Origin of the sequence: Pseudidiomarina sp., from assembly GCF_048267825.1 — a bacterium.
In the GTDB taxonomy this organism is placed as follows: Bacteria; Pseudomonadota; Gammaproteobacteria; order Enterobacterales; family Alteromonadaceae; genus Pseudidiomarina.
The window spans coordinates 22,102-43,472 of sequence record NZ_JBLWWR010000010.1; the positions used below are offsets into that span (position 1 = coordinate 22,102).

Below are 21,371 nucleotides of genomic sequence, written 5' to 3' on the forward strand. Positions count from 1 at the left end.
TATGCTCGATTACCGCCTTGTTAGCGGCCCGTGGCTGGGCTAGATTAAATAGGTACTGCAACGGATTGCAGTGCCATGCTAACAAGGAGGTTTTATGGTTTATCAACCATGCCGGACCATGGTCCAACAGTGCGTCATCGCAAGCAGCTTAGCGCTGAGCTGCTTGTGGTCGACGTCAATTCTTGCCCGGACATGTCCCGTTTATAAGTTCTCCGAAACCGTCATGCAGGGTGCCACTTTAAGCGCGCCAAATCGCGGAACTGATGCGGTGATTCTGGAACTCGAAAAAGGGCTTTTGCAGCCTCAGTTAGAAGCATTCATAACCACACAATTTCCAGTAGACACGATTGATTGGCGCGTATCACCGCACTATCAGTGGCCAGCATCCTTCACCGTACAGGCACCCAATGCGCAAGAAGCGCTTGAGCGCCTTCTTACCCCTTATCAGTTCGTTGTGACCTTCTATGCAAATCGTTCCGCTGTTGTAAGCTACCGCTACAGTTCGTTGGAGGCGTTATGAAACGCTATTGGACGCTGCTTATCTTGGTCTGGATAAGTGGCTGTTCGAGTTCGGGCCAGGAGTCGTTGCAGCGCCAGTATACACAGGCAAATGAACGCTTAGCGGTTCTTCAGGACACGCACAAGCCCAGTGGTTCAGTGTTGTATGACGATGCATTTTATATTCCTCCACTGGCTGAATTAAGAAAGAAATTACCTGCATGGAGTGCGCAAGCCGTAAAGGTTTCTGCACAAGGATTAGCGGCTGGAACATTGCTTACGCGTGTATTAGAACCACACCACGTAACGCCGTATTTCAATAGTGAAAAACTATCCAATTTATCGGTTCATATGCAGTTTCATGGCAGTCTGGCAGATTTTCTACAGCAGATAGCTAGCCGTTATCGATGGCACCTTGAATGGGATGATAATTTGGTTTCCATTCATGAGTTTGAGGTGGCTGAATTTGATGTGGCGTTCATTGCTGGCGATACCAGTTATTTTCTCGGCAACCGCGATCAGCAGCAACAAAGTCAAAGCTTTGGTGGTGATGCCCTGCAGGCAACCAGCATGAACACCAGTAGCGAGCAATATTTAAATTTCAGTAGCGAGTCGCTTTCGGTTTGGCAAGATTTAGAACATGCCTTGAGTATGTTGTTATCAGCAGAGGGTAAGCTAACTGTTAACCAAAGTTCTACTTCGGTATTGGTTCGTGATTACCCCCAACATGTGGCGCAAGTGAAAGCATATTTAGCCCAGCAGAATGAACGCTTTACACGTCAGGTCGCGATTGATGTGCAAATCTTGGAAGTTACCTTTACTGATGACGAGCAATTTTCAATTGACTGGGATGCCATTGTCAAAACAGCAGGCGGCGAGGGCGTGCTGGGATTCGCTTCCGCGCAGTTAAACCGTATGAACGGTGGCGAAATATTTTGGCAGCAGCAACAAGGTAAAGCGCAAGGGTCACAAGTATTGATTGATGCACTGGCGCAGCAGGGCCTGGTGCAAACCAGTAACCATCCACGTGTGGTAAGCCTTAATAATCAAATCGCAAAAATAGTCCTTGAAGATAATGCGACTTACTTAGCCGCAGCCGGGTCTGCTGCAACCGCGAATGTTGGCCGCGCAGACGTGCTACAACCAGGTGTTGTAACCACCGGTTTTGAACTCTACTTATTGCCCAGTATCCGCAAAGGGGAAGTCATCTTGCAACTGTCAACGGAGGTTTCCGATCTGGAGCGCATTGATGAAGTACGATCGGGTGAGCAAATGATTCAAACGCCGCACACCAATCGCAAAAAATTCTTTATGAAAGCGATGGTTGCGAATGGTCAAACATTACTGATGAGTGGGTTGAAAAACGAACGTAGCTTCACGCAACGTCAACAAAGTTGGTTCAGTAAGATGCTTGGTGGTGGTGATATGTCACAACAAAGGCGCAGTGAAACCATTGTCCTGCTAACGCCACATATCATTACTCGGGAGCTAAATTTATGACTGCTTGGTGTTTTGAAGGTTGGCGCCACCAGTCTCATGACCGCGACAAGATACTGGCATGGTTAACAGAAGCGAAACAGCTTGGGTTTGAACGTTATAGCTTGTGGAAATGTGGCGCTCAGTACTGGCTTTGTTGCAGCGAAATGGCCGATTACGATGCCGCTATAGAGCTGCGACAAAGCATTGATGAGCGCGCAGCGGTGGTGGTGCACGTGTGGCAGCAACAACTGGTGTGTGTGGCATGGCGTGAAGATGTTCTGCTCGGTGCTTGTGGTTTCAGTGCTGACCACACAGGCGTACTGAATTTATTATTCGTCGCACACGATTGGTTGGCTCCAGAAAAGATGGGGTGCGCACTTTTTATCGCAGGCAATCAAGCGAAAGAATTATTGGCATGTCATGTAACTGCGCATGCAAACGTTCATTATTTAAATATACGACTTCCAGAAGTGCCGAATAAGCTGGCTCGATTCAGGTCATTGCGGCAACCTCCAGCATGGTTACGTCGTCGTGTCTTAGCGTTAAGTACCATCACCGCGATGACATTTTTTATCGGGTTTACATGGTGGTTTTGGCCGGTTCCAGAGGCTCAGCCATTAGCCAAACCGGCGCAAGCTCTATCTGTGCTCAAGCAGCCTAAAGTTGGTTGGCATCCAAATCAAATCGCTCATGTAAACGAGCTTTTGTCGCAGGTCAATTATTTAGCTGGGTGGCAGGTGCGGCGTTGGGAATTGACGACTGAGGGGGAGAGACTCATCGTGCAACCAACCTATGGGCGCGTGAGTGAGTTGCTGGGGCAATTAGCCGATAGTAATTGGGATTATCAAAATGATAATGGTGAACGCCGGTTGGTGCGTGCGCTGAAAGACAACCATAAGGTTGATGAGGCAAGTTCCACTTCGCCAAGTCCATCACGCGATGCTCTGAAACGCCTTGGCTTTTCGGTGACACCGAATGGCCAGGCACTGTTAATCAAACATGATTTATTTGACCCAAATAATGCAGAGTTGTGGCGGCAGTTTCTGAGCTGGCTGACGGTAAATCACCCTAGTGCACGACTAATCGCTGCGAAAGCGGTTGCGAGCGATCTTATTTGGCAACTGCAGATATCAATCAAAGATACTTCTCAAGGAACCCGACCATGATGATTTGGACTCTACCAATTATTCTAGGTGGCGCGATTACGCTCGATGCGCCGAATACGACCATTCAGCAGCTTCGCGCGAGCGAGCTATCGGAGAGGCTTGCACAAACGGAAGCCAAACGATTGCAGTTAGAGCTTCAGATTGCCAAGGCACGTCATGCGATTGATGGCTTAGAAGGTAAGCCGTCCGGTTCATCCGAGGTTGCCTCGGAGCTATTGCGATATAAGTTGGTTGGTATTGTCGCAACGGGGGACAAAACGCACGTGGTCTTGCGTTATGGCGATGAACTAATTCGATTGCTAAGCGGCATCGCGGGGCCGATGGAGCTGACCGCTGAAGTTGAACCTGGGCGCGTGCGCTTAAAACGCTTTGGACACTTTCGTGATTTACCCTTAACGGAGCGGTGGTAACGATGCTGATTATGACCGACGAAAATGTTGCACGTGTTGAAGTAAATCGTAACCTGGTTGACCCGTGTTTGTGTTTATCCGAGCAATATCCGCAAGATAACGTTGCTGTGTTGATTGGCGACGATGGTGCGCTAATTGCAAGTGAGCAAACATGGCGACAACATCTGTTGGAATTGCTTACGATTTGCGCACAAGCGCAACTATTTGGTAAGCAATCACGCGCATGGTTTGTGGCGGATGCGCGAGCCATTCGCAGTCAACTTCATGATGCTGCTGCGCGACGAGAACACCTGCATCAACGCGCGCCAGTGGAACTTGACCACACCCGCGCACAGCAGGCGCTGGAAGACCTCGTGCTTCAAGCATTGGTATTGGAAGCATCTGACATTCATTTATTATTTTTACCATCGCACGCTTCGTTAGCGTTTCGGGTGCATGGGCGGTTGGTCGGGCAGGTAGAACGTAATCGCGAAACCATGGCGGCGGCAATAGCTGCGGCACTCAATACACGCTCTGAAGACTTCCATGAATTATTTGATGAGCAGCGGCTGTCGAGTGCAAGTATTTCGCTTTCCGTTATGCACAATAACCAAATAAACCGCATGCGATTAAGAGTTCAAAAGTCGCCGACGCGAAACGGCTTTGCAGTAACGATGCGGATGCAATCAGAACAGCAGAAAGCGTTAGAGTTAAGTGGTATTGGGTTGATCCCTGAGCACTTAGATAGCCTGTTGGCTATGTTAGGAAAACCGGCAGGAATAATCATTGTTGCAGGGCCAACCGGTCAAGGTAAAACAACCACGTTGGCGGCCATAAATTGGCATATACCTCGTACCGCTAAAGTGATTTCGCTTGAAGATCCAATCGAAATTATTCAACCATATATCGAACAAAAGCCAGTGATAGCGGACCATGAAGAATTGAATTTTGCCAACATGGTACGTGTTGCGTTGCGCGAAGATCCAGATGTCATTTCCATCAGTGAAATTCGTGATGCCGCTACCGCACGTGCAGCATATACGGCTGGCTTGACCGGCCATCTGGTAACCGCAACAGTGCATGCGCACGACACCTTTGGGGTTATCCAGCGACTACTGGATTTAGGGTTGAGTGCAGAATCCCTGTCACAAATGGGCGTACTTCGCGGGATACTTGCCCAAAGACTAGTGAGTCGAATTTGCGAGGACTGCGAAGGTACCGATAGGGGCTGTCCGAGGTGCAAAGGTTCGGGCGTGATTGGACGTCGCTTAGTGGCGGAGCTGTTAGAAATTGATGAATGTGTACGCAAAGCTATCCGGGAGGGAAGTTTGGAAGCTTGTCGAGAGCGACTCATTGCGGCGGGATGGCAGGCACTTGAGCCACAATTACAAAGTCATTTGTCATGCGTTTAACAAGAGCTCGTCAATTAGCTTTCTTAGAAGATTTGGCGTTGGGACTTGGTGATGGGTTAAGCCCATTAACCTGCTGTCATGAACTGCTGGAAAATGCGCGACACCTCAATCTAAAACTCGAGCAAGAGGTTGCTGTGCAGTTGATTAAACAATTAAATCATGGTCGGGCGTTGGGACCATCACTGCATCATTGGTTCTCTGAAGATCTAGTGATGCTGGTTGCTGTTGGCGAACATAGTGGAATTCTTGAGCAAATTTTATCACAGCACCAACGGTTTGAGCAGCAACGACGCGAAGCCTGGCGCCAGTTTTGGAAGCCATTGCTCTACCCTGTGGTTATGTTAGCGCTGGCTTTTGCTGCAACATTTTTTATCGGGCGGGGTGTAATGCCTAAGCTCGCGCAGTCGTTGCCGGAGTCGCAGTGGCCGCAATTAAGTGAATGGTTGCTAGCGCTCACGCACAGCCTCATGTTACCAGGCTTGTTATTGGTAGTTGTGACGGTATTTATGTTGAGCTGGGGCCCCCCAGGTTTGGTTAACTTTAAATGGCACTGGTGTCAGTTACTCGCAGGTAAGGGCGCTTTTCTTATTCACCGTTATTTTAGCGCAGTGCTGTTGCTGCAAACGTCCACGGTTTTGTTGCAAGCTGGCATTAATCTCGATCGTTCACTGGCAACCATGCAACGTTATGGCGGTAACTCGTTGAATGCACATATCGCTGGAATGCGCGCAAAGCTGGCTGATGGCGAGCGACGCTTGGAACGTATATTTGATAGCGGATTATTGTCTGCCCGCATGCTATTTCGACTCGGTAATGGCAGTAGAAATGCCACTGAACACGGCACATTGAAGCGCGTGGCAAGTTATGCAGCGCATGATGCAGTGCAAGCGCTGGCGCGGCTGAGAGCAGTCCTCCAAGGGTTCTGCTATGGAATGATTTTTGTCTTGTTGATCGTCATGCTTGGCGGTATGGGAAGCATGTTAATGGCGATAACGCAGCAGAGTATCGTTTAGACAGTCCAATTATGGCTGTTACTCGACACCAATCTTTTTTTTCAACAATGGAGTGTTAATTATGCAATCTCAAAAAGGATTTACGTTTATCGAAGTGTTGACGGTGTTATCCATTATCGCACTGGCGACCATTGGGTCGCTCGCCTTACGAGACTGGGCGGTGGGCAATTCGCGCGTGAGTGAAGCAAAGAGCCAAATCATTACAATTCAGTCCGGAGCTCAGCTATGGCGACCTCGAACCGGTGATCTGACCGGAATAAGTATGTCAGCCATGTCGAGTATCGCCGCCGTGCCTGAAGTTTGGGGAGCGGGTACTCGTATTAATCCGTGGGGTGGCGACATTAGTATCGCGGTTGATGGAACCGATACTTCGCTATATGTCATTACGGTCAGTGGCATTGAACAAACGGCCGAGGGGGCTCGACTGGCTTATGATTTTACGGACTATGCCATTGAGAGTAGTTTTTCTGGGGACACCTTGACGCTCAAATTTCAAGGTTAATCGATTCAGGACAAATCCATGAAAGCTGGTTCAGAGAATCAAAAAATGTCGAATAACCGCGGTTTTTTGGTGCTGGAGTGGGTTATCGGTTTGGCCGTTCTCGCTAGTGCCGCCGTTGCAGTATCGACACTTTTAGTGGCCACAGCAAAGCTTAGTGAGCAGCAGCGCGAAAAGTTCTTTGACCGTGAACTGCAGCGACAAAATATTCGCCTTGAGCGACAGTTGCAGCGGCACCAGCGTTTTCTTCAGCAACATTAAGCCTAAACAAGGAAGTTAATCATGCGAGCCCGAGGTTTTGTGTTGCTCGAAATTATCACCGCAGTGGTAATTATGAGTGGATTATTAATGATAGCGACCCAAGCGCGGCAAATTCATCAACAGCAACAGGAACGTCAAAAATGGATTGATGATACGGAGATGATACGTGACGCAGCAACAATCTATTGGGCAAAGCATCTTACACCACCAACGGCAGTTGATGACTTATTGGCACCTGAAGATATCGCTTATCTTAATTACCCCTGGCAGCAATCATGGTCGTTTATAGAATATGAAAACTGGCTTGAGTTGACGCTCCAAGCGCCAACTCGTGCAAAAGCCGATTGGCTATCGGGCCAGGTTCCAGGCTCGATGTCACGCGGTACTGAATTTATTCTTATTATATGGCCGCCAACAATAGCCTCAGCAGGCGAGCAATATTTACATCGCTTACCCATGATGGATCAAGAGCACCTAAACAGTATGGCAACCGATCTCGATATGGCTGAGTTTGATATCACTGCCGTCAGCGCTCTAGACGCACAAACGATAGAGGCGAAAACGCTAATAGCTCAGGAACTTGAAGTGATAGCACTGAAAGCCAGTGAGCTAACAGTGCAAACTGTCTATGCTCTGGATGTAATTACTCCAGCTACAAGCATGACGGAGCTGCGCACTCGCGTTGATGAATACGCCCAGCTATGGCGCAACTGTCAGTTGCAGGGATTATGCAAATAGTCCCTCGTTGTCTTGGTAGCCATCAGCGAGGCGTAGCAACCATTGAAGCGATGCTACTTACGCCACTTATTTTTTGGATGCTGTTGGCGGCACTGCAATTAATTTGGCTATTCTGGGCGCAACATTTGTTGCACAACACCAGTCACTACGTGCTGCGCGCAGGTCAACTGCAACATGGTGATTTGTCGGCTATGCGCAACGTGTTAGCAACAGGTATGGCAAGCACTCAATTACAGTGGAACGTTGATCAAGAGGATGAATCTGAGGCAGCTAATTTACGAGAGGGCGCGTGGCGAGCGACTGTAGCCACATTACTGCATGCGCGGCTAGCATCAACCATTCAACTGCATAGCCCGACGGTTAAAGCCCAAGAGCAATTTAATGAGCAGCGTTATGATTTGCGTAAGCAGCAGTGGGTGACTGAAATAGCCATTGATCATGCACTGGCGAGAACTGCAAACATGGATGTTACGGATAACTGGCTGGCTGCACGACAGTTAGATATTGAAATCTGGTGGTGTATGCCGCTGCAAGTGCCGTTAGTCGCTCCAGTATTACAAACTTGGCGACAGCTTTTTGACAGTCCGGCACAGCGCTTTTGTCGTTTACGGGAAGCGTTAGTTGGTGAGCCAATGTGGCCACTTATTTCGCGGCGCACAGGGCCAATGTTGTCAGGTTTTCGCGCCGATAAGCAACCTAATAAACACAATTAAATCAAACGATTACTTAAGGGGTGCATGCCACGTATCACAAGCCTGCAAGGTGTTTTGCATCAATGTGGCTACGGTCATGGGGCCTACGCCGCCTGGTACTGGGGTAATGTAAGACGCGCGTTGCTCGGCGGCGGCAAATTCAATGTCGCCCACCAGTTGGCCTGATGGTAAACGGTTAATGCCCACATCAATGACCACAGCGCCTGGTTTTACCCATTCGCCAGGAATAAAGTTCGGTTTGCCAACAGCAACCACCAGCACATCGGCACGTTGTACGTGTTCTTTGAGGTCACTGGTGAAGCGATGGCATACGGTAGTTGTAGCGCCGGCCAACAACAGCTCAAGGCTCATGGGGCGGCCGACAATGTTTGAAGCGCCAACAACCACGGCATTTTTGCCGTGCAAGTCTAAGCCGATGGAATCAAATAAGGTAATTACGCCGCGCGGGGTGCAAGGGCGCAGGGCTGGGTTACGTTGGGCAAGTCGGCCCATGTTAAACGGGTGGAAGCCATCAACGTCTTTAAACGGGTGAATGCGTTCCAGTATGGCCTGTGCGTCAAGCCCCTCAGGCAACGGCAGTTGCACCAAGATGCCGTCAATGCTGGTGTCTGCGTTAAGTGTATCGATAAGTGCTTCAAGCTCGGCTTGCGTTGTGCTTGCCGGTAAGTCGAATGCTTGAGAGGTAATGCCTACCTCTTCACAAGCACGGCGTTTGCTACCTACGTATACCTGCGAAGCGGGGTCGCTGCCGACCAATACCACCGCTAACCCCGGTGCACGAGCACCAGCGGCAAGGCGCTTGGCAACGGCCTGTTTTACTTGATCACGAACTTGTTGAGCTACTTGTTTACCATCGATACGTTGCGCAGTCATTGCTGGGAGCACCCTTTAGATTGATCGCTAGAATAGTGATTTCAAGAAGTGCTATTTTCGCATGTTTTTTGCTAAGGTTGTAGCATCTAATGTTGATGCCCTGAATAAGCGTAATGAACAAATTTCCGGCACGCTGTTGGTATTTTCAGCAGTCAGACAATTCGGGCAAAAAAGTGTTTGACGGCTTACTGCCCAACAGGTAATATTCGCCCCCGTTGTCAGGCCGCGTCCTGCACCGGTTTTTAGAATTTGTCGGCGAGTAGCGCAGCTTGGTAGCGCACTTGTTTTGGGTACAAGGGGTCGCTGGTTCGAATCCAGTCTCGCCGACCATTTTAAAGCAGGTAAGATATGCGCCCGTAGCTCAGCTGGATAGAGCAACGGCCTTCTAAGCCGTCGGTCGCAGGTTCGAATCCTGCCGGGTGCGCCAATTTAGCCCTGGCAAAACAATGTTGTGAAGTGGTGGCTGTAGCTCAGTTGGTAGAGCCCCGGATTGTGATTCCGGTTGTCGTGGGTTCAAGTCCCATCAGCCACCCCATTTTCTTCGCTGTTCAGCACTATCTCAAAAAATAATAATGTCGGCGAGTAGCGCAGCTTGGTAGCGCACTTGTTTTGGGTACAAGGGGTCGCTGGTTCGAATCCAGTCTCGCCGACCATTCTCTCTCTAATTTTCTTTTCTGGTTATTTTCCGTAGATTTATAGCTCTATATGCGTATAATTTGAGCACTAACTTTCATTTGTGCAACACGTTATAACAATTATAAGAGCGTGATTTATGTTAGAGACAACGCCAAACCAGTATGATGCTGTGCACTCTACTTCAACAGATGAAGGGTTTGGGTTGGTGATCTCGGTAATTAGCATGCAGCTGATAAACTCCACACCCGACCAAAGTCAAACCCATATTGAGCATGCGTTAGCCTTGCTAGGGCGCGGCGGTAGCAAAGATCGTTGTTATGTTTTTGAGTTTTCAAATGATTATTCAGAAATGTCAAACACCTATGAGTGGACCAACGACGGTATCACGCCTCATAAAGACGAACTACAAAACATTCCTGCGGAAACCATGCCGTATTTTTTCGAGCGTATGCTTGAAGACGGACAGGTACTGGTGGATGACTCCTGTCAGCTAAGCGATTCAACGGGTGGCTTTCGCGACGAATTATTACGTGAAAACATTCGCTCAATGATGGCTGTTGGTATGTTTTTGGAAGGCAAGCTGGTTGGCTTTGTCGGCTGTGATTTGGTGAATCGCCAAACCAACTGGGTGGAACGCGATATTCGACAAATGCGCCTTGTTGCCGACATGATTGCCAATACCATTTCGCGCCATCAAACCGAATCGCGCTTGCGTGCTACTGAAGAAGAGCTGTTGCAAGCCAATGCGAAGCTGGCGCAACTTGCACGGCAAGACAGCTTAACCGACTTAATTAACCGCCGTGGTTTAGATGAGTGCCTTGAACTTGAACTTCGCCGGGCCGTTCGCGCCAAACATCCGCTTACGTTACTCATGGTTGATGTGGACTATTTTAAACGGTTGAATGACGAGCATGGCCATTTGCATGGTGACGAAGTATTAAAGTCGGTGGCAGATATTTTACAAAGAAACTTTAAACGCACGGGCGAATATGTGGCCCGTTTCGGTGGCGATGAATTTATGATTGTCTGCCCGCAAACGGAGCTCACAGAACTGACTGTACAGGCAAAGAAGGTATTAACTGAAGTTCAGCAATTAAAAGGAAAGCTCGGTACACCAGTAACTGTAAGCATCGGTGTTACATCGAGTATTCCAGAAACAACGACGAACACCGATGATTTAATGCGTGAAGTGGATGAAGCTGTTTATTTAGCGAAGCAATCCGGACGCAATCGTATGGAATTAAATCCACAATTTTCAACTGACTAATAGAGCGACATCTAAGCAGTCTGTAGCTTAATCGGTGCAAAAGTACCCGTTGACACTCGACGTGAGCCCGTGGCTTCGCTATAATGCGGCGTCATTTTGAAGGGCCCCGTTGGTAGTGGGCTCAGGCCAATAGTGAAGCCGAGGTAACAAAGCAATGCAGGTTTCTGTAGAGACAACCCAAGGATTAGAGCGTCGCGCCACGATCACCGTGCCAGCTGACGTTATCGAAAACGAAGTCAAGCGTCTGTTAAAAGACGAGTACCGTAACCGCCGTATCAACGGTTTCCGTAAAGGCAAAGTTCCACCTAATGTTTTGCAGAAATTGTATGGTAAAGAAGCGCGTGCGCGTGCCGCGTCGAACCTGATGCAAAGCAAATACTTTGAAGCCATGATGCAGGAAAAAATCAACCCAGTGGGTATGCCTGCGATTGAGCCGAAAGTTAACGAAGAAGGTAAAGACCTTGAATTCGTTGCTACGTTCGAAGTGTATCCAGAAGTTAAAGTTGCAGCATTAGACAAGCTGAATGTTGAGAAGCCAGACGTTGAAGTTACTGACAAAGACGTTGACAACATGCTTGATACATTGCGCAAGCAACACGCAACTTGGAAAGAAATTAAGCGTAAGTCGAAAAAAGGTGAGCGTATCACTATCGATTTCACCGGTTCAATTGACGGTGAAGAGTTCGAAGGTGGTAAAGCGACTGATTTCGCACTTGAGCTTGGCGAAGGCCGCATGATTCCAGGTTTCGAAGACGAAATTATTGGCATGAAAGCTGGTGAAGAAAAAACCATTAAGGTAACTTTCCCAGACGACTATCATGCTGAAAACCTGAAAGGCAAAGAAGCACAATTCGTTGTGGTTGCGAAGAAGGTTGAAGAACGTGAATTGCCAGAGCTAAGTGACGAGTTCGTGACTCAGTTTGGTATTCAGGAAGGCGGCGTTGAAGCGCTTAAAGCTGAAGTTCGTAAGAACATGCAACGCGAATTGAAAAACGCAGTGCAAAGCAAAGTGAAAGAACAAGTACTGAAAGGTCTTGTTGAAAACAACGACGTGAACTTGCCGAAAGCAATGATTGACCAGGAAGTAGACGTTCTGCGTCGTCAAGCCATGCAGCGTTTCGGTGGTAACCAAGCACAAATGCCGCAATTACCAGCTGATTTGTTTGAAGAACAAGCAAAAGAGCGCGTAAAAGTTGGTTTGTTACTGGGTGAAGTTATCCGTGGCAACGAGCTGAAAGTTGACGAGAAGAAAGTTGACGAGATCATCGAGAACAACGCATCTGCGTACGAAGATCCAGCTGAAGTTATCGCGTATTACAAAGGTAACGAAGAAATGATGCAGCAGATTCGTAACGTTGCATTAGAAGAACAAGCAATTGAGTTCATCCTTGAGAACGCAAAAGTTAAAGCTAAGAAAACCAGCTTTGACGAGTTGATGAACCCTAAAAAGTAAAACAGTTGGTGGAACTGTCACAACATCGTTGACGGCGTCCATAACAACTTGGTTTAATGGCTCGTATAACCTTATACGGGCCATTTTTATTTCAGGAGTCGTAAATTATGTCGGATATGGCGCTAGACCCAATGGCACAATTGGTGCCGATGGTAGTGGAACAAACTGCAAAAGGAGAGCGCTCGTATGATATCTACTCGCGCCTGCTTAAAGAGCGCGTGATTTTTTGCTGCGGTCAAGTTGAAGACCACATGGCTAACCTGATTGTCGCGCAACTGCTATTTTTAGAATCAGACAATCCGGATAAAGACATTTATTTGTACATCAACTCACCAGGTGGTGCAGTGACTGCCGGTATGGCGATTTATGACACCATGCGCTTTATTAAACCTGACGTAAGCACTGTGTGTATGGGCCAAGCGGCCAGCATGGGCGCGTTTTTATTAGCGGGTGGCGCGCAAGGTAAGCGTTTTTGTTTGCCAAATTCACGCGTCATGATTCACCAGCCATTAGGCGGGTTCCAGGGGCAGGCGTCTGACTTTGAAATTCATGCGCGCCAAATTCTTGATATTAAAGACAAGCTTAACCGTATGTTGGCCGAAAATACCGGCAAGAACATCGAACAAGTGGCAAAAGATACTGACCGCGATTACTTTATGTCTGCGCAAGAAGCTGTAGACTACGGTGTAGTTGATAAGGTGTTGACGCAAAGAGGCGGAGAATAGAATGACTGATAAAACTGAAGGTAACGGCGGAAAGCCGTTGTTTTGTACCTTCTGCGGAAAAAGTCAGCATGAGGTTCGCAAGTTAATTGCCGGGCCGTCGGTATTTATTTGTGATGAATGCGTTGACTTGTGTAACGATATTTTGGAAGAAGAAATTCAAAATATTGCACCACAAGAAGAGCAGAAGAAGCTACCGAACCCCCATGAAATTCGCGCGCATTTAGACGAATACGTGATTGGCCAAGAGATGGCTAAAAAGGTACTCGCGGTTGCCGTTTATAATCACTACAAGCGTTTGTATAACAACGAAACCACCAACAAAGACGAAGAGCAGATTGAACTTGGTAAAAGTAATATCCTGCTTATTGGTCCAACGGGTAGTGGTAAAACGTATTTAGCTGAAACGCTTGCGCGCTATTTAGATGTGCCCTTTACCATGGCCGATGCGACCACGTTAACTGAAGCCGGTTATGTTGGTGAAGATGTCGAGAACATCATTCAGAAATTACTGCAAAAGTGCGACTACGATGTTGAAAAAGCACAGCGCGGTATTGTCTATATTGATGAAATTGACAAAATTTCGCGCAAGTCTGACAACCCATCAATTACGCGCGATGTGTCGGGCGAAGGCGTACAGCAAGCTTTGCTGAAGCTTATTGAAGGAACGGTTGCGGCGGTGCCACCGCAAGGTGGGCGTAAACACCCGCAACAAGAATTTTTGCAGGTTGATACCTCAAAGATTCTGTTTATTGCCGGCGGTGCATTTGCCGGGCTTGATAAAGTTATTGAGCAACGCATTAGCGTTGGCAGCGGTATCGGTTTTGGTGCGCAGGTGAAAAGTAAAGAACCTAAAGCCGAAGGACTGACGCTTGCCAGTGTTGAGCCTGAAGATCTCGTTAAATATGGTTTGATTCCTGAATTTATTGGGCGGCTACCTGTATTAGCGACGTTGACTGAGCTTGATGAAGACGCGTTGGTACAAATTTTACGTCAGCCAAAGAATGCATTGACCAAGCAATACGGTAAATTATTCTTGATGGAAGATGTTGAGCTTGAGTTCCGTGAAGATGCACTTCGAGCAATTGCTCGTAAAGCAATGACACGTAAAACAGGTGCGCGTGGCCTGCGGTCAATTGTTGAAGCTGTGCTGCTCGATACCATGTACGACTTGCCGACTATTGAGAATGTGGTCAAAGTTGTTATCGACGAGTCAGTTATTAAAGGCGAATCTGCACCTATTTTGATTTATGCCAACCAACAAGAAGAAAAGCACGCATCAGGTGAATAACTCTGTTGTTTAGCATGAAGTTTGTGCAAAAAGGGCCTTTACGGCCCTTTTTTTATGCAAAACATTGAACTTTCGCTGGAGAGCCTCATATTAAGAGGTAAGATAGAGTGATTCGAATCACGAACCCGTTACCTGGAGAAGTTTATGAGTGAAGAACGGATTGAACGCTTGAGCATACCGGTGTTGCCGCTACGTGATGTTGTGGTTTACCCCCACATGGTTATTCCGTTATTTGTCGGGCGTGAAAAGTCTATTCGTTGCTTAGAAGCAGCGATGGATAAAAACAAACAAATATTTTTGTCAGCGCAACAAGACGCATCGGTTGATGAACCCGAGCAAGATGACATTCATCGCATAGGTACTGTTGCAACCATTTTGCAGTTATTGAAACTACCTGATGGCACGGTAAAAGTGCTGGTTGAGGGTAGTCAACGCGCCGAAATTGAACAGTTTGAACCGGAAGAGGGCTTCTTTCGGGCGCAGGTGCATTACCTCGATTCAGACACGATGGACGAGAAAGAAGAAGAGGTGATGATTCGCTCGGCCATCAACCAGTTTGAAGGCTACGTGAAACTGAACAAGAAGATTCCACCGGAAGTGTTGACCAGCTTGTCAGGTATTGAAGAGGCGGATCGTTTGGCCGATACCATGGCGGCGCACATGCCGTTAAAGCTTAATGATAAGCAAAAGGTATTGGAAATAACCGACGTACGTGAGCGCCTTGAGTATTTGATGGCACTGATGGAAGGTGAGATTGACCTGCTTCAGGTAGAGAAGCGTATTCGCTCGCGCGTTAAAAAGCAGATGGAAAAGAGTCAGCGTGAATACTATCTGAATGAGCAAATGAAGGCGATTCAAAAAGAACTGGGTGAAATGGAAGATGGCCCAGATGAGTTTGAAGCGCTTGAACACAAAATCGACGAAGCGAAAATGCCTGCAGAGGCTGAAAAGAAAACGCGTGCCGAATTACAGAAGTTAAAAATGATGTCGCCGATGTCTGCGGAAGCGACTGTAGTTCGTGGTTACATCGATTGGATGGTATCGGTGCCGTGGAAGAAGCGTTCACGCATTAAGAAAGACCTCGCGAATGCTGAAAAAATACTTGATGCCGACCATTATGGTCTGGAAAAAGTTAAAGAACGCATTCTTGAGTACCTTGCCGTGCAACAGCGTACCAGCAAGGTGCGTGGCGCCATTTTATGCTTAGTAGGGCCGCCAGGGGTTGGTAAAACCTCGCTTGGCCAATCGATTGCAAAAGCAACCGGCCGTAAGTATGTGCGTATGGCGCTTGGTGGTGTGCGTGATGAAGCTGAGATTCGTGGTCACCGTCGTACCTATATTGGTTCAATGCCGGGCAAGCTGATTCAGAAAATGGCAAAAGTTGGTGTGCGTAATCCGCTGTTTTTGTTAGATGAAATTGACAAAATGGCTTCGGATATGCGCGGCGATCCAGCTTCCGCATTGCTTGAAGTATTGGACCCTGAACAGAACGTCAATTTCAACGACCATTATCTTGAAGTGGATTATGATTTGTCGGATGTGATGTTTGTAGCGACGTCTAACAGCATGAATATTCCAGGGCCGCTGCTTGACCGTATGGAAGTGATTCGCTTGTCCGGTTACACGGAAGAAGAGAAGCTTAATATTGCGAAGCGTCATTTGTTGAACAAGCAAATAGAGCGCAATGGTTTGAAGGCCAAAGAAATCAACGTAACGGACGATGCCATTATTGGAATTATCCGGTACTACACCCGCGAAGCCGGTGTGCGTAATCTAGAACGTGAAATTTCTCGCTTATGCCGTAAAGCAGTGAAGAAAATTGTGCTGGATAAGCGTATCAAGCATGTTGAAATCACAGGTGATAACTTATCTGACTTCTTGGGTGTGCAGCGCTTTGACTATGGTAAGGCGGAAGAGAATAACCAAGTAGGCCAAGTAACCGGTCTGGCGTGGACCGAAGTAGGCGGTGACTTGCTAACCATTGAAGCAACGAATGTTGCGGGTAAAGGCAAGATTACTTCAACGGGTTCGCTTGGCGACGTCATGCAGGAATCGATTCAGACAGCACTGACCGTGGTGCGCAGCCGTGCAAACATGCTGGGCATTCCGGAAGACTTTCATGAGAAGCGTGATATTCATGTGCACGTACCTGAAGGTGCTACGCCAAAAGATGGCCCGAGTGCAGGTATCGCTATGGTAACCGCATTAGTGAGCTCGTTGACGGGTATTCCAGTGCGCGCCGATGTTGCGATGACTGGCGAGATAACCCTACGCGGTGAGGTGTTAGCAATTGGTGGGCTGAAAGAAAAACTTTTGGCGGCGCATCGTGGTGGCATCAAACATGTGTTGATTCCGAAAGAAAACGAGCGTGATTTGAAAGAAATTAGCGACGAAGTAAAGGGTGATCTTAAGATTCAACCGGTTAAATGGATTGATGAAGTACTCGCCGTTGCGCTCGAATCCGCACCGAAAAGCTTGGAAAAGACGGCTTAAAAACGCAAAAATGCGGGCTGCGAGGCCATAACTGGCCTACAGGCCGCATTCTTTCGTCAAAAAAATTGTTAAAAAGGGTTCTCAATCCGAAATCTTGTGGTAGCCTAGAGTCAAAGTGATTAGTCAGACTCAAACAAAAGAAGAATCTGGCGTGCCACTTGCGTGATGGATTAATAAGGAAGATGTCTGCTAATCTATCACTACTGCTTGAACCGTAAGTTTAAGCTTGTTATAACCTTCGCTGGCCCATTGAAACAAACAGAACGCAATGGAACCATGCAAATCTGATAATAACAATCTAAGGGGATGATACTGTGAATAAGTCTCAGTTAGTTGATAAAATTGCAGACGGAGCAGAAATTTCTAAAGCTGCGGCTGGACGTGCTCTTGATTCTTTCATCGAAGCAGTAACAGATGCTTTGAAAAAAGGTGATCAAGTAGCGTTAGTTGGTTTTGGTACTTTCAGTGTTCGTGAGCGTTCAGCTCGTACTGGTCGTAACCCACAAACTGGCCAAACTATCCAAATCGCAGCAGCTAAAGTACCTTCTTTCAAAGCCGGTAAAGCACTGAAAGATTCAGTAAACTAATAAAAGCGGAGCGGTAGTTCAGCTGGTTAGAATACCGGCCTGTCACGCCGGGGGTCGCGGGTTCGAATCCCGTCCGTTCCGCCAGCATTTGCTGAAAATAACCCGAAGCTTGTCTTCGGGTTATTTTTTTTCTGCAGAAGCAGATATAATACCCGCCCAACGAATGGGAACAATTGAGGTTTAGTGGATTATGTTGGACAGGATTCGAGAAGGGTCGCAAAGCTTAATCGTGAAAGCGATTCTAGTATTGATAGCGCTTACCTTTGCGTTGGCGGGGATTGGTGGATACATCACGAACCAGCCAGAGCCATCGGTGGCTGTAGTAAATGGTGAAGAAATTAGCAGGGTTGAATTTGACCGCGCCGTCGAGAATGAGCGTTCGCGTCAAAAAGAACAATTCGGTGATTTTTATGACACCCTAGCGGCCGACCCAGCGTTTAACCAACGTTTGCGTAGCCAAGTATTAGATGATTTGGTCAACCAGAAGCTTGTTGAGTTATTTGCTCGCGAAGCGGGCCTACGCGTTTCTGATGACCAAGTTAAAGCCGCCATTCGCGAGATTGGTGCGTTTCAAGTAGCAGGCCAATTTGATAACACCAGTTATCAAATGACTCTGAACGGTTTGGGTTATACCCCTGACGGTTTCGCCGAACTTATGCGTCGCGATTTAGCCCGCACGCAACTGTTACAAGCCATGGTTAATTCTGAGTTTGCATTGCCAAGCGAAACCGCAGCAGTGCAGCGTTTAGTGAATCAGAAGCGCAGTGGTTCTTATGCCAGTATGCCACTTGAGCAGTATCTGAACACCGTTGAAGTTACCGATGCTGAAATTGAACAATGGTATCAGAACAACCAACAGGCGTTTGCAGTGCCAGAGCAAGTTAAGGTTGAGTTTGTCGCGCTCGACGCCGATGCCGTTGCTGAATCAGTTGAAATTGATGAAAGCGTCGTTCGTGAGTGGTACGACAACAACCAAGCAAATTACGAAACGCCAGACCGCTATCGTTTTGCGCACATCTTAATTGAAGGCGAAGACGAAGCTGCCCAACAAGAAGCGCAAGAAGTGCTGGCAAAGCTGACTGAAGGCGCGGATTTTGCCGAAATGGCAGCCCAGTATTCGGATGATATTTTTACCGCTGAAGCGGGTGGTGATTTAGATTTTATCGAGCAGGGCACTATGGATCCTGCTTTTGATGAAGCTGCTTTTGCGCTCAAAGAAGTTGGTGAAATGACGGGTGTGGTAAGCACCTCTTTTGGTTATCACATTATTAAGCTAACTGATTTTGAAGCCGGTTCGTCTACCTCATTTGAAGAAGTGCGTGACGAAATTGTTGCTGATATGCGTGAAGACCGTGTCAAGCAAGCTTATTACGAGCTGCAGCAACAGGTGTCTGCGTTAGCATTTGATATTCCTGATACGTTGAAGCCGGTGGCTGAAGAAACAGGTCTGACTGCACGCGAAAGCGACTGGTTTAGCCGCAACAATGCGCCATCTGCACTGAATCATCCAGCTGCCTTACAACTGGTATTCAACCGTGAATTCATTGATGAACGCTTGAATAGCGACTTGATTGAAGTGAATGATAAGCAGGCCGTTGTGGTGCGTGTGGTTGACTTTAAAGCGGCTTCGACCAAGCCACTTGAAGACGTTCGTGCACAAGTATTGGATAATCTGCGCACTGAAAAAGCTCAAGCGGCTGCGCGTGATGATGCTGAAGCGATTGCAGCCAAACTGCGTGCTGGTGAGCCTGTGCAGGTAGAATTGACAGCTATTGAAGCGGTTGACCGTCGTGCAAGCGACATTCCGCGTGCAGTATTGCAAAGCTTATTTGAGCAAGCAGTACCTGCTGCAGACGCCGTGCAAGTTGCCGTGACTGAGTTAGCCAATGGTGATTTGGCCATTGTGCAATTAACTGATGTTATGGACGGCGAAGTTGACGAGACGATGCAAGCGCAGATGGCTGATCAATTGATCAATAGCTACACGCAACAAAGTTACGGTGCGTTCATTGAGGCGTTGCGTGAGCAAGCGGATATTGAAGTACGCCTTGATTCAAGCGGTAACATTCGCGAACAAGAGTAACCTTTAATAACTGTCTATGACTGTTAAAACAAAAATCCCGGAGCTTGCTCCGGGATTTTTTTATGGGTCACGACAGTTAGTGGCTAGTTAGGATAAAGCGGCGATAGACGGGGCTTCGCTTTAGGTTGTTGCTTTAAATGTTTTTGTGCCGCCTTTAGCGCACGTAGTAGTGCTTTTCCTTCTAACCATGACTTATCCGCACTGGCATAGCGACAACGCTGTAAATGGTCGATTTGGCTGTGCAATGGTTGATGCTTAAAATGCTCAGCAATCTCGCGTAGATCATGCATGGGTAAGCTAAGCTGTTGGTGTGCCCAATCACGTAACGCTTGCTCGGTGGCGACGGCGTCATTTGCTAAGGCTGCTTGCTGCAACTGTTGCCATGCATGATTGGGTTTATGGGCTTGCTCTGCTTGTACGCCGACAGACGGATTACGTTGTTGGCGCAACCACCACCAAGCCCAGACGATTAAGGTTAATAACCAAAGCCCGGCGAAAACGGCAGCCAAAATGAAGTAGGGTGACTGCAGAGGTGCCAATGCGGCTGTTGTATCGTGTTCAGCGGAAGTTGTGTTGTCGGTACTGACAGCGGTGTTCGGTTCCGCTGTTTGCTGCTCAACCTCATATGACGCATTTGGTGCCGGCTGTACGTTGACAACTATCGGCTGCGAACTCGCTAATTGTTTTTGTCGTAGACGCGTATTAAACCAGGCAACATCGATAGCGGGCAGTGTGAGTTCGCCGCTGCTGCGCGGGATAATCGCGACCGTTTGGCTGCGTTGAGCAATGACACGCCCATTTCGGGTTGTACTCGCAAATTCTGCAGCTTCGGGATAAACCGATACATCTGTCAGGCCGTCGAAGTTAAGCTCAGGCAACTGCTCGGGGCTTACGCCGATGGCGGTGAGCCGATACGTTAGAGTTATTGGCTGACCCACTTCAACAGGTGCCTCGGGGTTCGCCCGCTCGACGCTCAAGCTGACGAGCTCTGACGGCAGCCAATGACCCGTCCAGTTATCAGGACGCGCAAGTACGTTAATTGATTTAGATGCAGCCGCGGCGCTAACAGGTTGAGTGGTGGCAATTGATGAAAATACCGAGCGCCCTGATTCGCGACTTATTTGTCCTTCAAAGATAGGGCCGCGAATCGTTAATTCCCCAGAACGCAGCGGGGTGACTAAATAGGTGCGTTGAAATACTTGATAGCGCTTGCCGTTGATAATTTCATAGGACTCTTCGTCTTGGCCAAACTGGCTCACTTCGGCGTCATCGAGCTCGGGCGCGACGAGATTGCCGCTGTGTAAATTAGCACTCAGGTAAAGTCGTGCGACCAATTTAAACTGCTGTTGCACATACACTTGGTTTGATTCTAATGACGTACGAATAAACGCGGGGCGTTGCTCAAGTTCATTGGCCGATGTGGCAGCGTCTAAGATAGTGAGTTCAATCGCGTTGCTACTGGCGTTGCCTATTTGCAATGGCGGAATACGCACAATACCAGCCATGTCAGGAGCCTGCAGGTTTACGATGAACGAAGTGGTGCGTGAGGTTTCGCCATTGATTACACTGGTACGCCGCGATGAGCGAACATTAAGCACGCGAAAATCCCGCAACTGCTCTTCGGGCTGCCAAGCCGCTTGGCTGACATCGTCATTGATGGTGACTGTGAGTGTAAAGGGTTCGCCTTGAATTACCGGGTTTTTATCGACACTAGCAATCACTTCCGCAGTTTGTGCGGCGGCTAGCGGGCTTACAAGAATTAATAAGACCGAAAATAAAATTGTTCTAACCATACAAT

19 protein-coding genes and 5 tRNA genes are annotated in these 21,371 nt (G+C 48.0%); 22 read left to right on the forward strand and 2 right to left on the reverse strand.

The genetic code is table 11. The features are described 5' to 3' along the window. The first annotated feature begins 94 nt into the window (after positions 1 to 94). From ACN0UN_RS08805 to ACN0UN_RS08850, 10 genes are all read left to right on the forward strand, one after another. Positions 95 to 520: a hypothetical protein gene (locus ACN0UN_RS08805; RefSeq protein WP_417659654.1), complete on the forward strand. Its 426-nt coding sequence runs from the start codon at positions 95 to 97 to the stop codon at positions 518 to 520. Next, a complete protein-coding gene (locus ACN0UN_RS08810; RefSeq protein ID WP_417659655.1) occupies positions 517 to 1,998 on the forward strand; it encodes a hypothetical protein in 1,482 nt (493 codons plus the stop codon). Before ACN0UN_RS08805 ends, ACN0UN_RS08810 begins: the two co-directional genes overlap by 4 nt. Further along, complete coding sequence (locus tag ACN0UN_RS08815) at positions 1,995 to 3,143, forward strand: hypothetical protein (protein WP_417659656.1); 1,149 nt, start codon at positions 1,995 to 1,997, stop codon at positions 3,141 to 3,143. The genes ACN0UN_RS08810 and ACN0UN_RS08815 overlap by 4 nt, the downstream gene beginning before the upstream one ends. Further along, complete coding sequence (locus tag ACN0UN_RS08820) at positions 3,140 to 3,553, forward strand: hypothetical protein (RefSeq protein WP_417659657.1); 414 nt, start codon at positions 3,140 to 3,142, stop codon at positions 3,551 to 3,553. The genes ACN0UN_RS08815 and ACN0UN_RS08820 overlap by 4 nt, the downstream gene beginning before the upstream one ends. Before the next feature lie 2 nt (positions 3,554 to 3,555). Then, a complete protein-coding gene (locus ACN0UN_RS08825) occupies positions 3,556 to 4,944 on the forward strand; it encodes a GspE/PulE family protein (RefSeq protein WP_417659658.1) in 1,389 nt (462 codons plus the stop codon). Then, positions 4,935 to 5,957, forward strand: a complete 1,023-nt coding sequence (locus ACN0UN_RS08830; protein ID WP_417659659.1) for a type II secretion system F family protein — start codon at positions 4,935 to 4,937, stop codon at positions 5,955 to 5,957. The genes ACN0UN_RS08825 and ACN0UN_RS08830 overlap by 10 nt, the downstream gene beginning before the upstream one ends. A gap of 61 nt (positions 5,958 to 6,018) precedes the next feature. Next, entirely contained in the window at positions 6,019 to 6,459 is a 441-nt protein-coding gene (locus ACN0UN_RS08835) for a type II secretion system protein (protein WP_417659660.1), read from the forward strand. Positions 6,460 to 6,477: 18 nt separating this feature from the next. Beyond that, on the forward strand, positions 6,478 to 6,717 hold the full coding sequence (locus tag ACN0UN_RS08840; RefSeq protein ID WP_417659661.1) for a hypothetical protein: 240 nt from the start codon (positions 6,478 to 6,480) through the stop codon (positions 6,715 to 6,717). Between the two features lie 21 nt (positions 6,718 to 6,738). After that, complete coding sequence (locus ACN0UN_RS08845; RefSeq protein ID WP_417659662.1) at positions 6,739 to 7,455, forward strand: type II secretion system protein; 717 nt, start codon at positions 6,739 to 6,741, stop codon at positions 7,453 to 7,455. Beyond that, entirely contained in the window at positions 7,446 to 8,168 is a 723-nt protein-coding gene (locus tag ACN0UN_RS08850) for a TadE/TadG family type IV pilus assembly protein (protein WP_417659663.1), read from the forward strand. Before ACN0UN_RS08845 ends, ACN0UN_RS08850 begins: the two co-directional genes overlap by 10 nt. A 9-nt stretch (positions 8,169 to 8,177) precedes the next feature. On the opposite strand, the gene folD is transcribed toward ACN0UN_RS08850, so the two are convergent. Further along, a complete protein-coding gene (folD, locus tag ACN0UN_RS08855) occupies positions 8,178 to 9,041 on the reverse strand; it encodes a bifunctional methylenetetrahydrofolate dehydrogenase/methenyltetrahydrofolate cyclohydrolase FolD (protein ID WP_417659664.1) in 864 nt (287 codons plus the stop codon). 253 nt (positions 9,042 to 9,294) lie between these two features. Here folD and ACN0UN_RS08860 point away from each other — a divergent pair. The 12 genes from ACN0UN_RS08860 to ppiD all read left to right on the forward strand — a co-directional run bounded on the left by ACN0UN_RS08860 (position 9,295) and on the right by ppiD (position 19,573). After that, positions 9,295 to 9,371, forward strand: a tRNA-Pro gene (locus tag ACN0UN_RS08860). Between the two features lie 20 nt (positions 9,372 to 9,391). Beyond that, a tRNA-Arg gene (locus ACN0UN_RS08865) sits at positions 9,392 to 9,468 on the forward strand. Positions 9,469 to 9,500: 32 nt separating this feature from the next. Further along, a tRNA-His gene (locus ACN0UN_RS08870) sits at positions 9,501 to 9,576 on the forward strand. 41 nt (positions 9,577 to 9,617) lie between these two features. Continuing rightward, positions 9,618 to 9,694: transfer RNA gene (locus tag ACN0UN_RS08875), tRNA-Pro, on the forward strand. Between the two features lie 119 nt (positions 9,695 to 9,813). Next, positions 9,814 to 10,944: a diguanylate cyclase gene (locus ACN0UN_RS08880; RefSeq protein WP_417659665.1), complete on the forward strand. Its 1,131-nt coding sequence runs from the start codon at positions 9,814 to 9,816 to the stop codon at positions 10,942 to 10,944. Between the two features lie 154 nt (positions 10,945 to 11,098). Continuing rightward, on the forward strand, positions 11,099 to 12,397 hold the full coding sequence (gene tig, locus ACN0UN_RS08885; RefSeq protein WP_417659666.1) for a trigger factor: 1,299 nt from the start codon (positions 11,099 to 11,101) through the stop codon (positions 12,395 to 12,397). 107 nt (positions 12,398 to 12,504) lie between these two features. Continuing rightward, complete coding sequence (gene clpP / locus ACN0UN_RS08890; protein ID WP_417659667.1) at positions 12,505 to 13,122, forward strand: ATP-dependent Clp endopeptidase proteolytic subunit ClpP; 618 nt, start codon at positions 12,505 to 12,507, stop codon at positions 13,120 to 13,122. Position 13,123: 1 nt separating this feature from the next. After that, positions 13,124 to 14,410, forward strand: coding sequence for an ATP-dependent protease ATP-binding subunit ClpX (gene clpX, locus ACN0UN_RS08895; RefSeq protein WP_417659668.1), 1,287 nt, complete (start codon positions 13,124 to 13,126; stop codon positions 14,408 to 14,410). Between the two features lie 144 nt (positions 14,411 to 14,554). Beyond that, a complete protein-coding gene (gene lon, locus ACN0UN_RS08900) occupies positions 14,555 to 16,903 on the forward strand; it encodes an endopeptidase La (RefSeq protein ID WP_417659669.1) in 2,349 nt (782 codons plus the stop codon). Between the two features lie 314 nt (positions 16,904 to 17,217). Beyond that, on the forward strand, positions 17,218 to 17,490 hold the full coding sequence (hupB, locus tag ACN0UN_RS08905; protein WP_055438316.1) for a nucleoid-associated protein HU-beta: 273 nt from the start codon (positions 17,218 to 17,220) through the stop codon (positions 17,488 to 17,490). 7 nt (positions 17,491 to 17,497) lie between these two features. After that, positions 17,498 to 17,574 (forward strand) — tRNA-Asp (locus ACN0UN_RS08910). Between the two features lie 106 nt (positions 17,575 to 17,680). Beyond that, a complete protein-coding gene (gene ppiD, locus ACN0UN_RS08915) occupies positions 17,681 to 19,573 on the forward strand; it encodes a peptidylprolyl isomerase (protein ID WP_417659670.1) in 1,893 nt (630 codons plus the stop codon). 83 nt (positions 19,574 to 19,656) lie between these two features. Here ppiD and ACN0UN_RS08920 read toward each other — a convergent pair whose 3' ends face one another. Continuing rightward, positions 19,657 to 21,366 carry a BatD family protein gene (locus tag ACN0UN_RS08920; RefSeq protein ID WP_417659671.1) on the reverse strand — a complete coding sequence of 570 codons (1,710 nt, stop codon included), beginning with the start codon at positions 21,364 to 21,366 and terminating at the stop codon, positions 19,657 to 19,659. Positions 21,367 to 21,371 lie beyond the last annotated feature (5 nt).

Bases quoted from the DNA above. Each gene is read 5' to 3' on its own strand.
- ACN0UN_RS08880 (WP_417659665.1), top strand. From the start codon at position 9,814: ATGTTAGAGACAACGCCAAACCAGTATGATGCTGTGCACTCTACTTCA.
- ACN0UN_RS08805 (WP_417659654.1), top strand. From the start codon at position 95: ATGGTTTATCAACCATGCCGGACCATGGTCCAACAGTGCGTCATCGCA.
- clpP (WP_417659667.1), top strand. From the start codon at position 12,505: ATGTCGGATATGGCGCTAGACCCAATGGCACAATTGGTGCCGATGGTA.
- ACN0UN_RS08825 (WP_417659658.1), top strand. From the start codon at position 3,556: ATGCTGATTATGACCGACGAAAATGTTGCACGTGTTGAAGTAAATCGT.
- ACN0UN_RS08830 (WP_417659659.1), top strand. From the start codon at position 4,935: ATGCGTTTAACAAGAGCTCGTCAATTAGCTTTCTTAGAAGATTTGGCG.
- lon (WP_417659669.1), top strand. From the start codon at position 14,555: ATGAGTGAAGAACGGATTGAACGCTTGAGCATACCGGTGTTGCCGCTA.
- ACN0UN_RS08850 (WP_417659663.1), top strand. From the start codon at position 7,446: ATGCAAATAGTCCCTCGTTGTCTTGGTAGCCATCAGCGAGGCGTAGCA.
- ppiD (WP_417659670.1), top strand. From the start codon at position 17,681: ATGTTGGACAGGATTCGAGAAGGGTCGCAAAGCTTAATCGTGAAAGCG.
- ACN0UN_RS08845 (WP_417659662.1), top strand. From the start codon at position 6,739: ATGCGAGCCCGAGGTTTTGTGTTGCTCGAAATTATCACCGCAGTGGTA.
- ACN0UN_RS08810 (WP_417659655.1), top strand. From the start codon at position 517: ATGAAACGCTATTGGACGCTGCTTATCTTGGTCTGGATAAGTGGCTGT.
- ACN0UN_RS08835 (WP_417659660.1), top strand. From the start codon at position 6,019: ATGCAATCTCAAAAAGGATTTACGTTTATCGAAGTGTTGACGGTGTTA.
- folD (WP_417659664.1), bottom strand. From the start codon at position 9,041: ATGACTGCGCAACGTATCGATGGTAAACAAGTAGCTCAACAAGTTCGT.
- ACN0UN_RS08920 (WP_417659671.1), bottom strand. From the start codon at position 21,366: ATGGTTAGAACAATTTTATTTTCGGTCTTATTAATTCTTGTAAGCCCG.
- ACN0UN_RS08820 (WP_417659657.1), top strand. From the start codon at position 3,140: ATGATGATTTGGACTCTACCAATTATTCTAGGTGGCGCGATTACGCTC.
- tig (WP_417659666.1), top strand. From the start codon at position 11,099: ATGCAGGTTTCTGTAGAGACAACCCAAGGATTAGAGCGTCGCGCCACG.
- ACN0UN_RS08815 (WP_417659656.1), top strand. From the start codon at position 1,995: ATGACTGCTTGGTGTTTTGAAGGTTGGCGCCACCAGTCTCATGACCGC.
- clpX (WP_417659668.1), top strand. From the start codon at position 13,124: ATGACTGATAAAACTGAAGGTAACGGCGGAAAGCCGTTGTTTTGTACC.
- ACN0UN_RS08840 (WP_417659661.1), top strand. From the start codon at position 6,478: ATGAAAGCTGGTTCAGAGAATCAAAAAATGTCGAATAACCGCGGTTTT.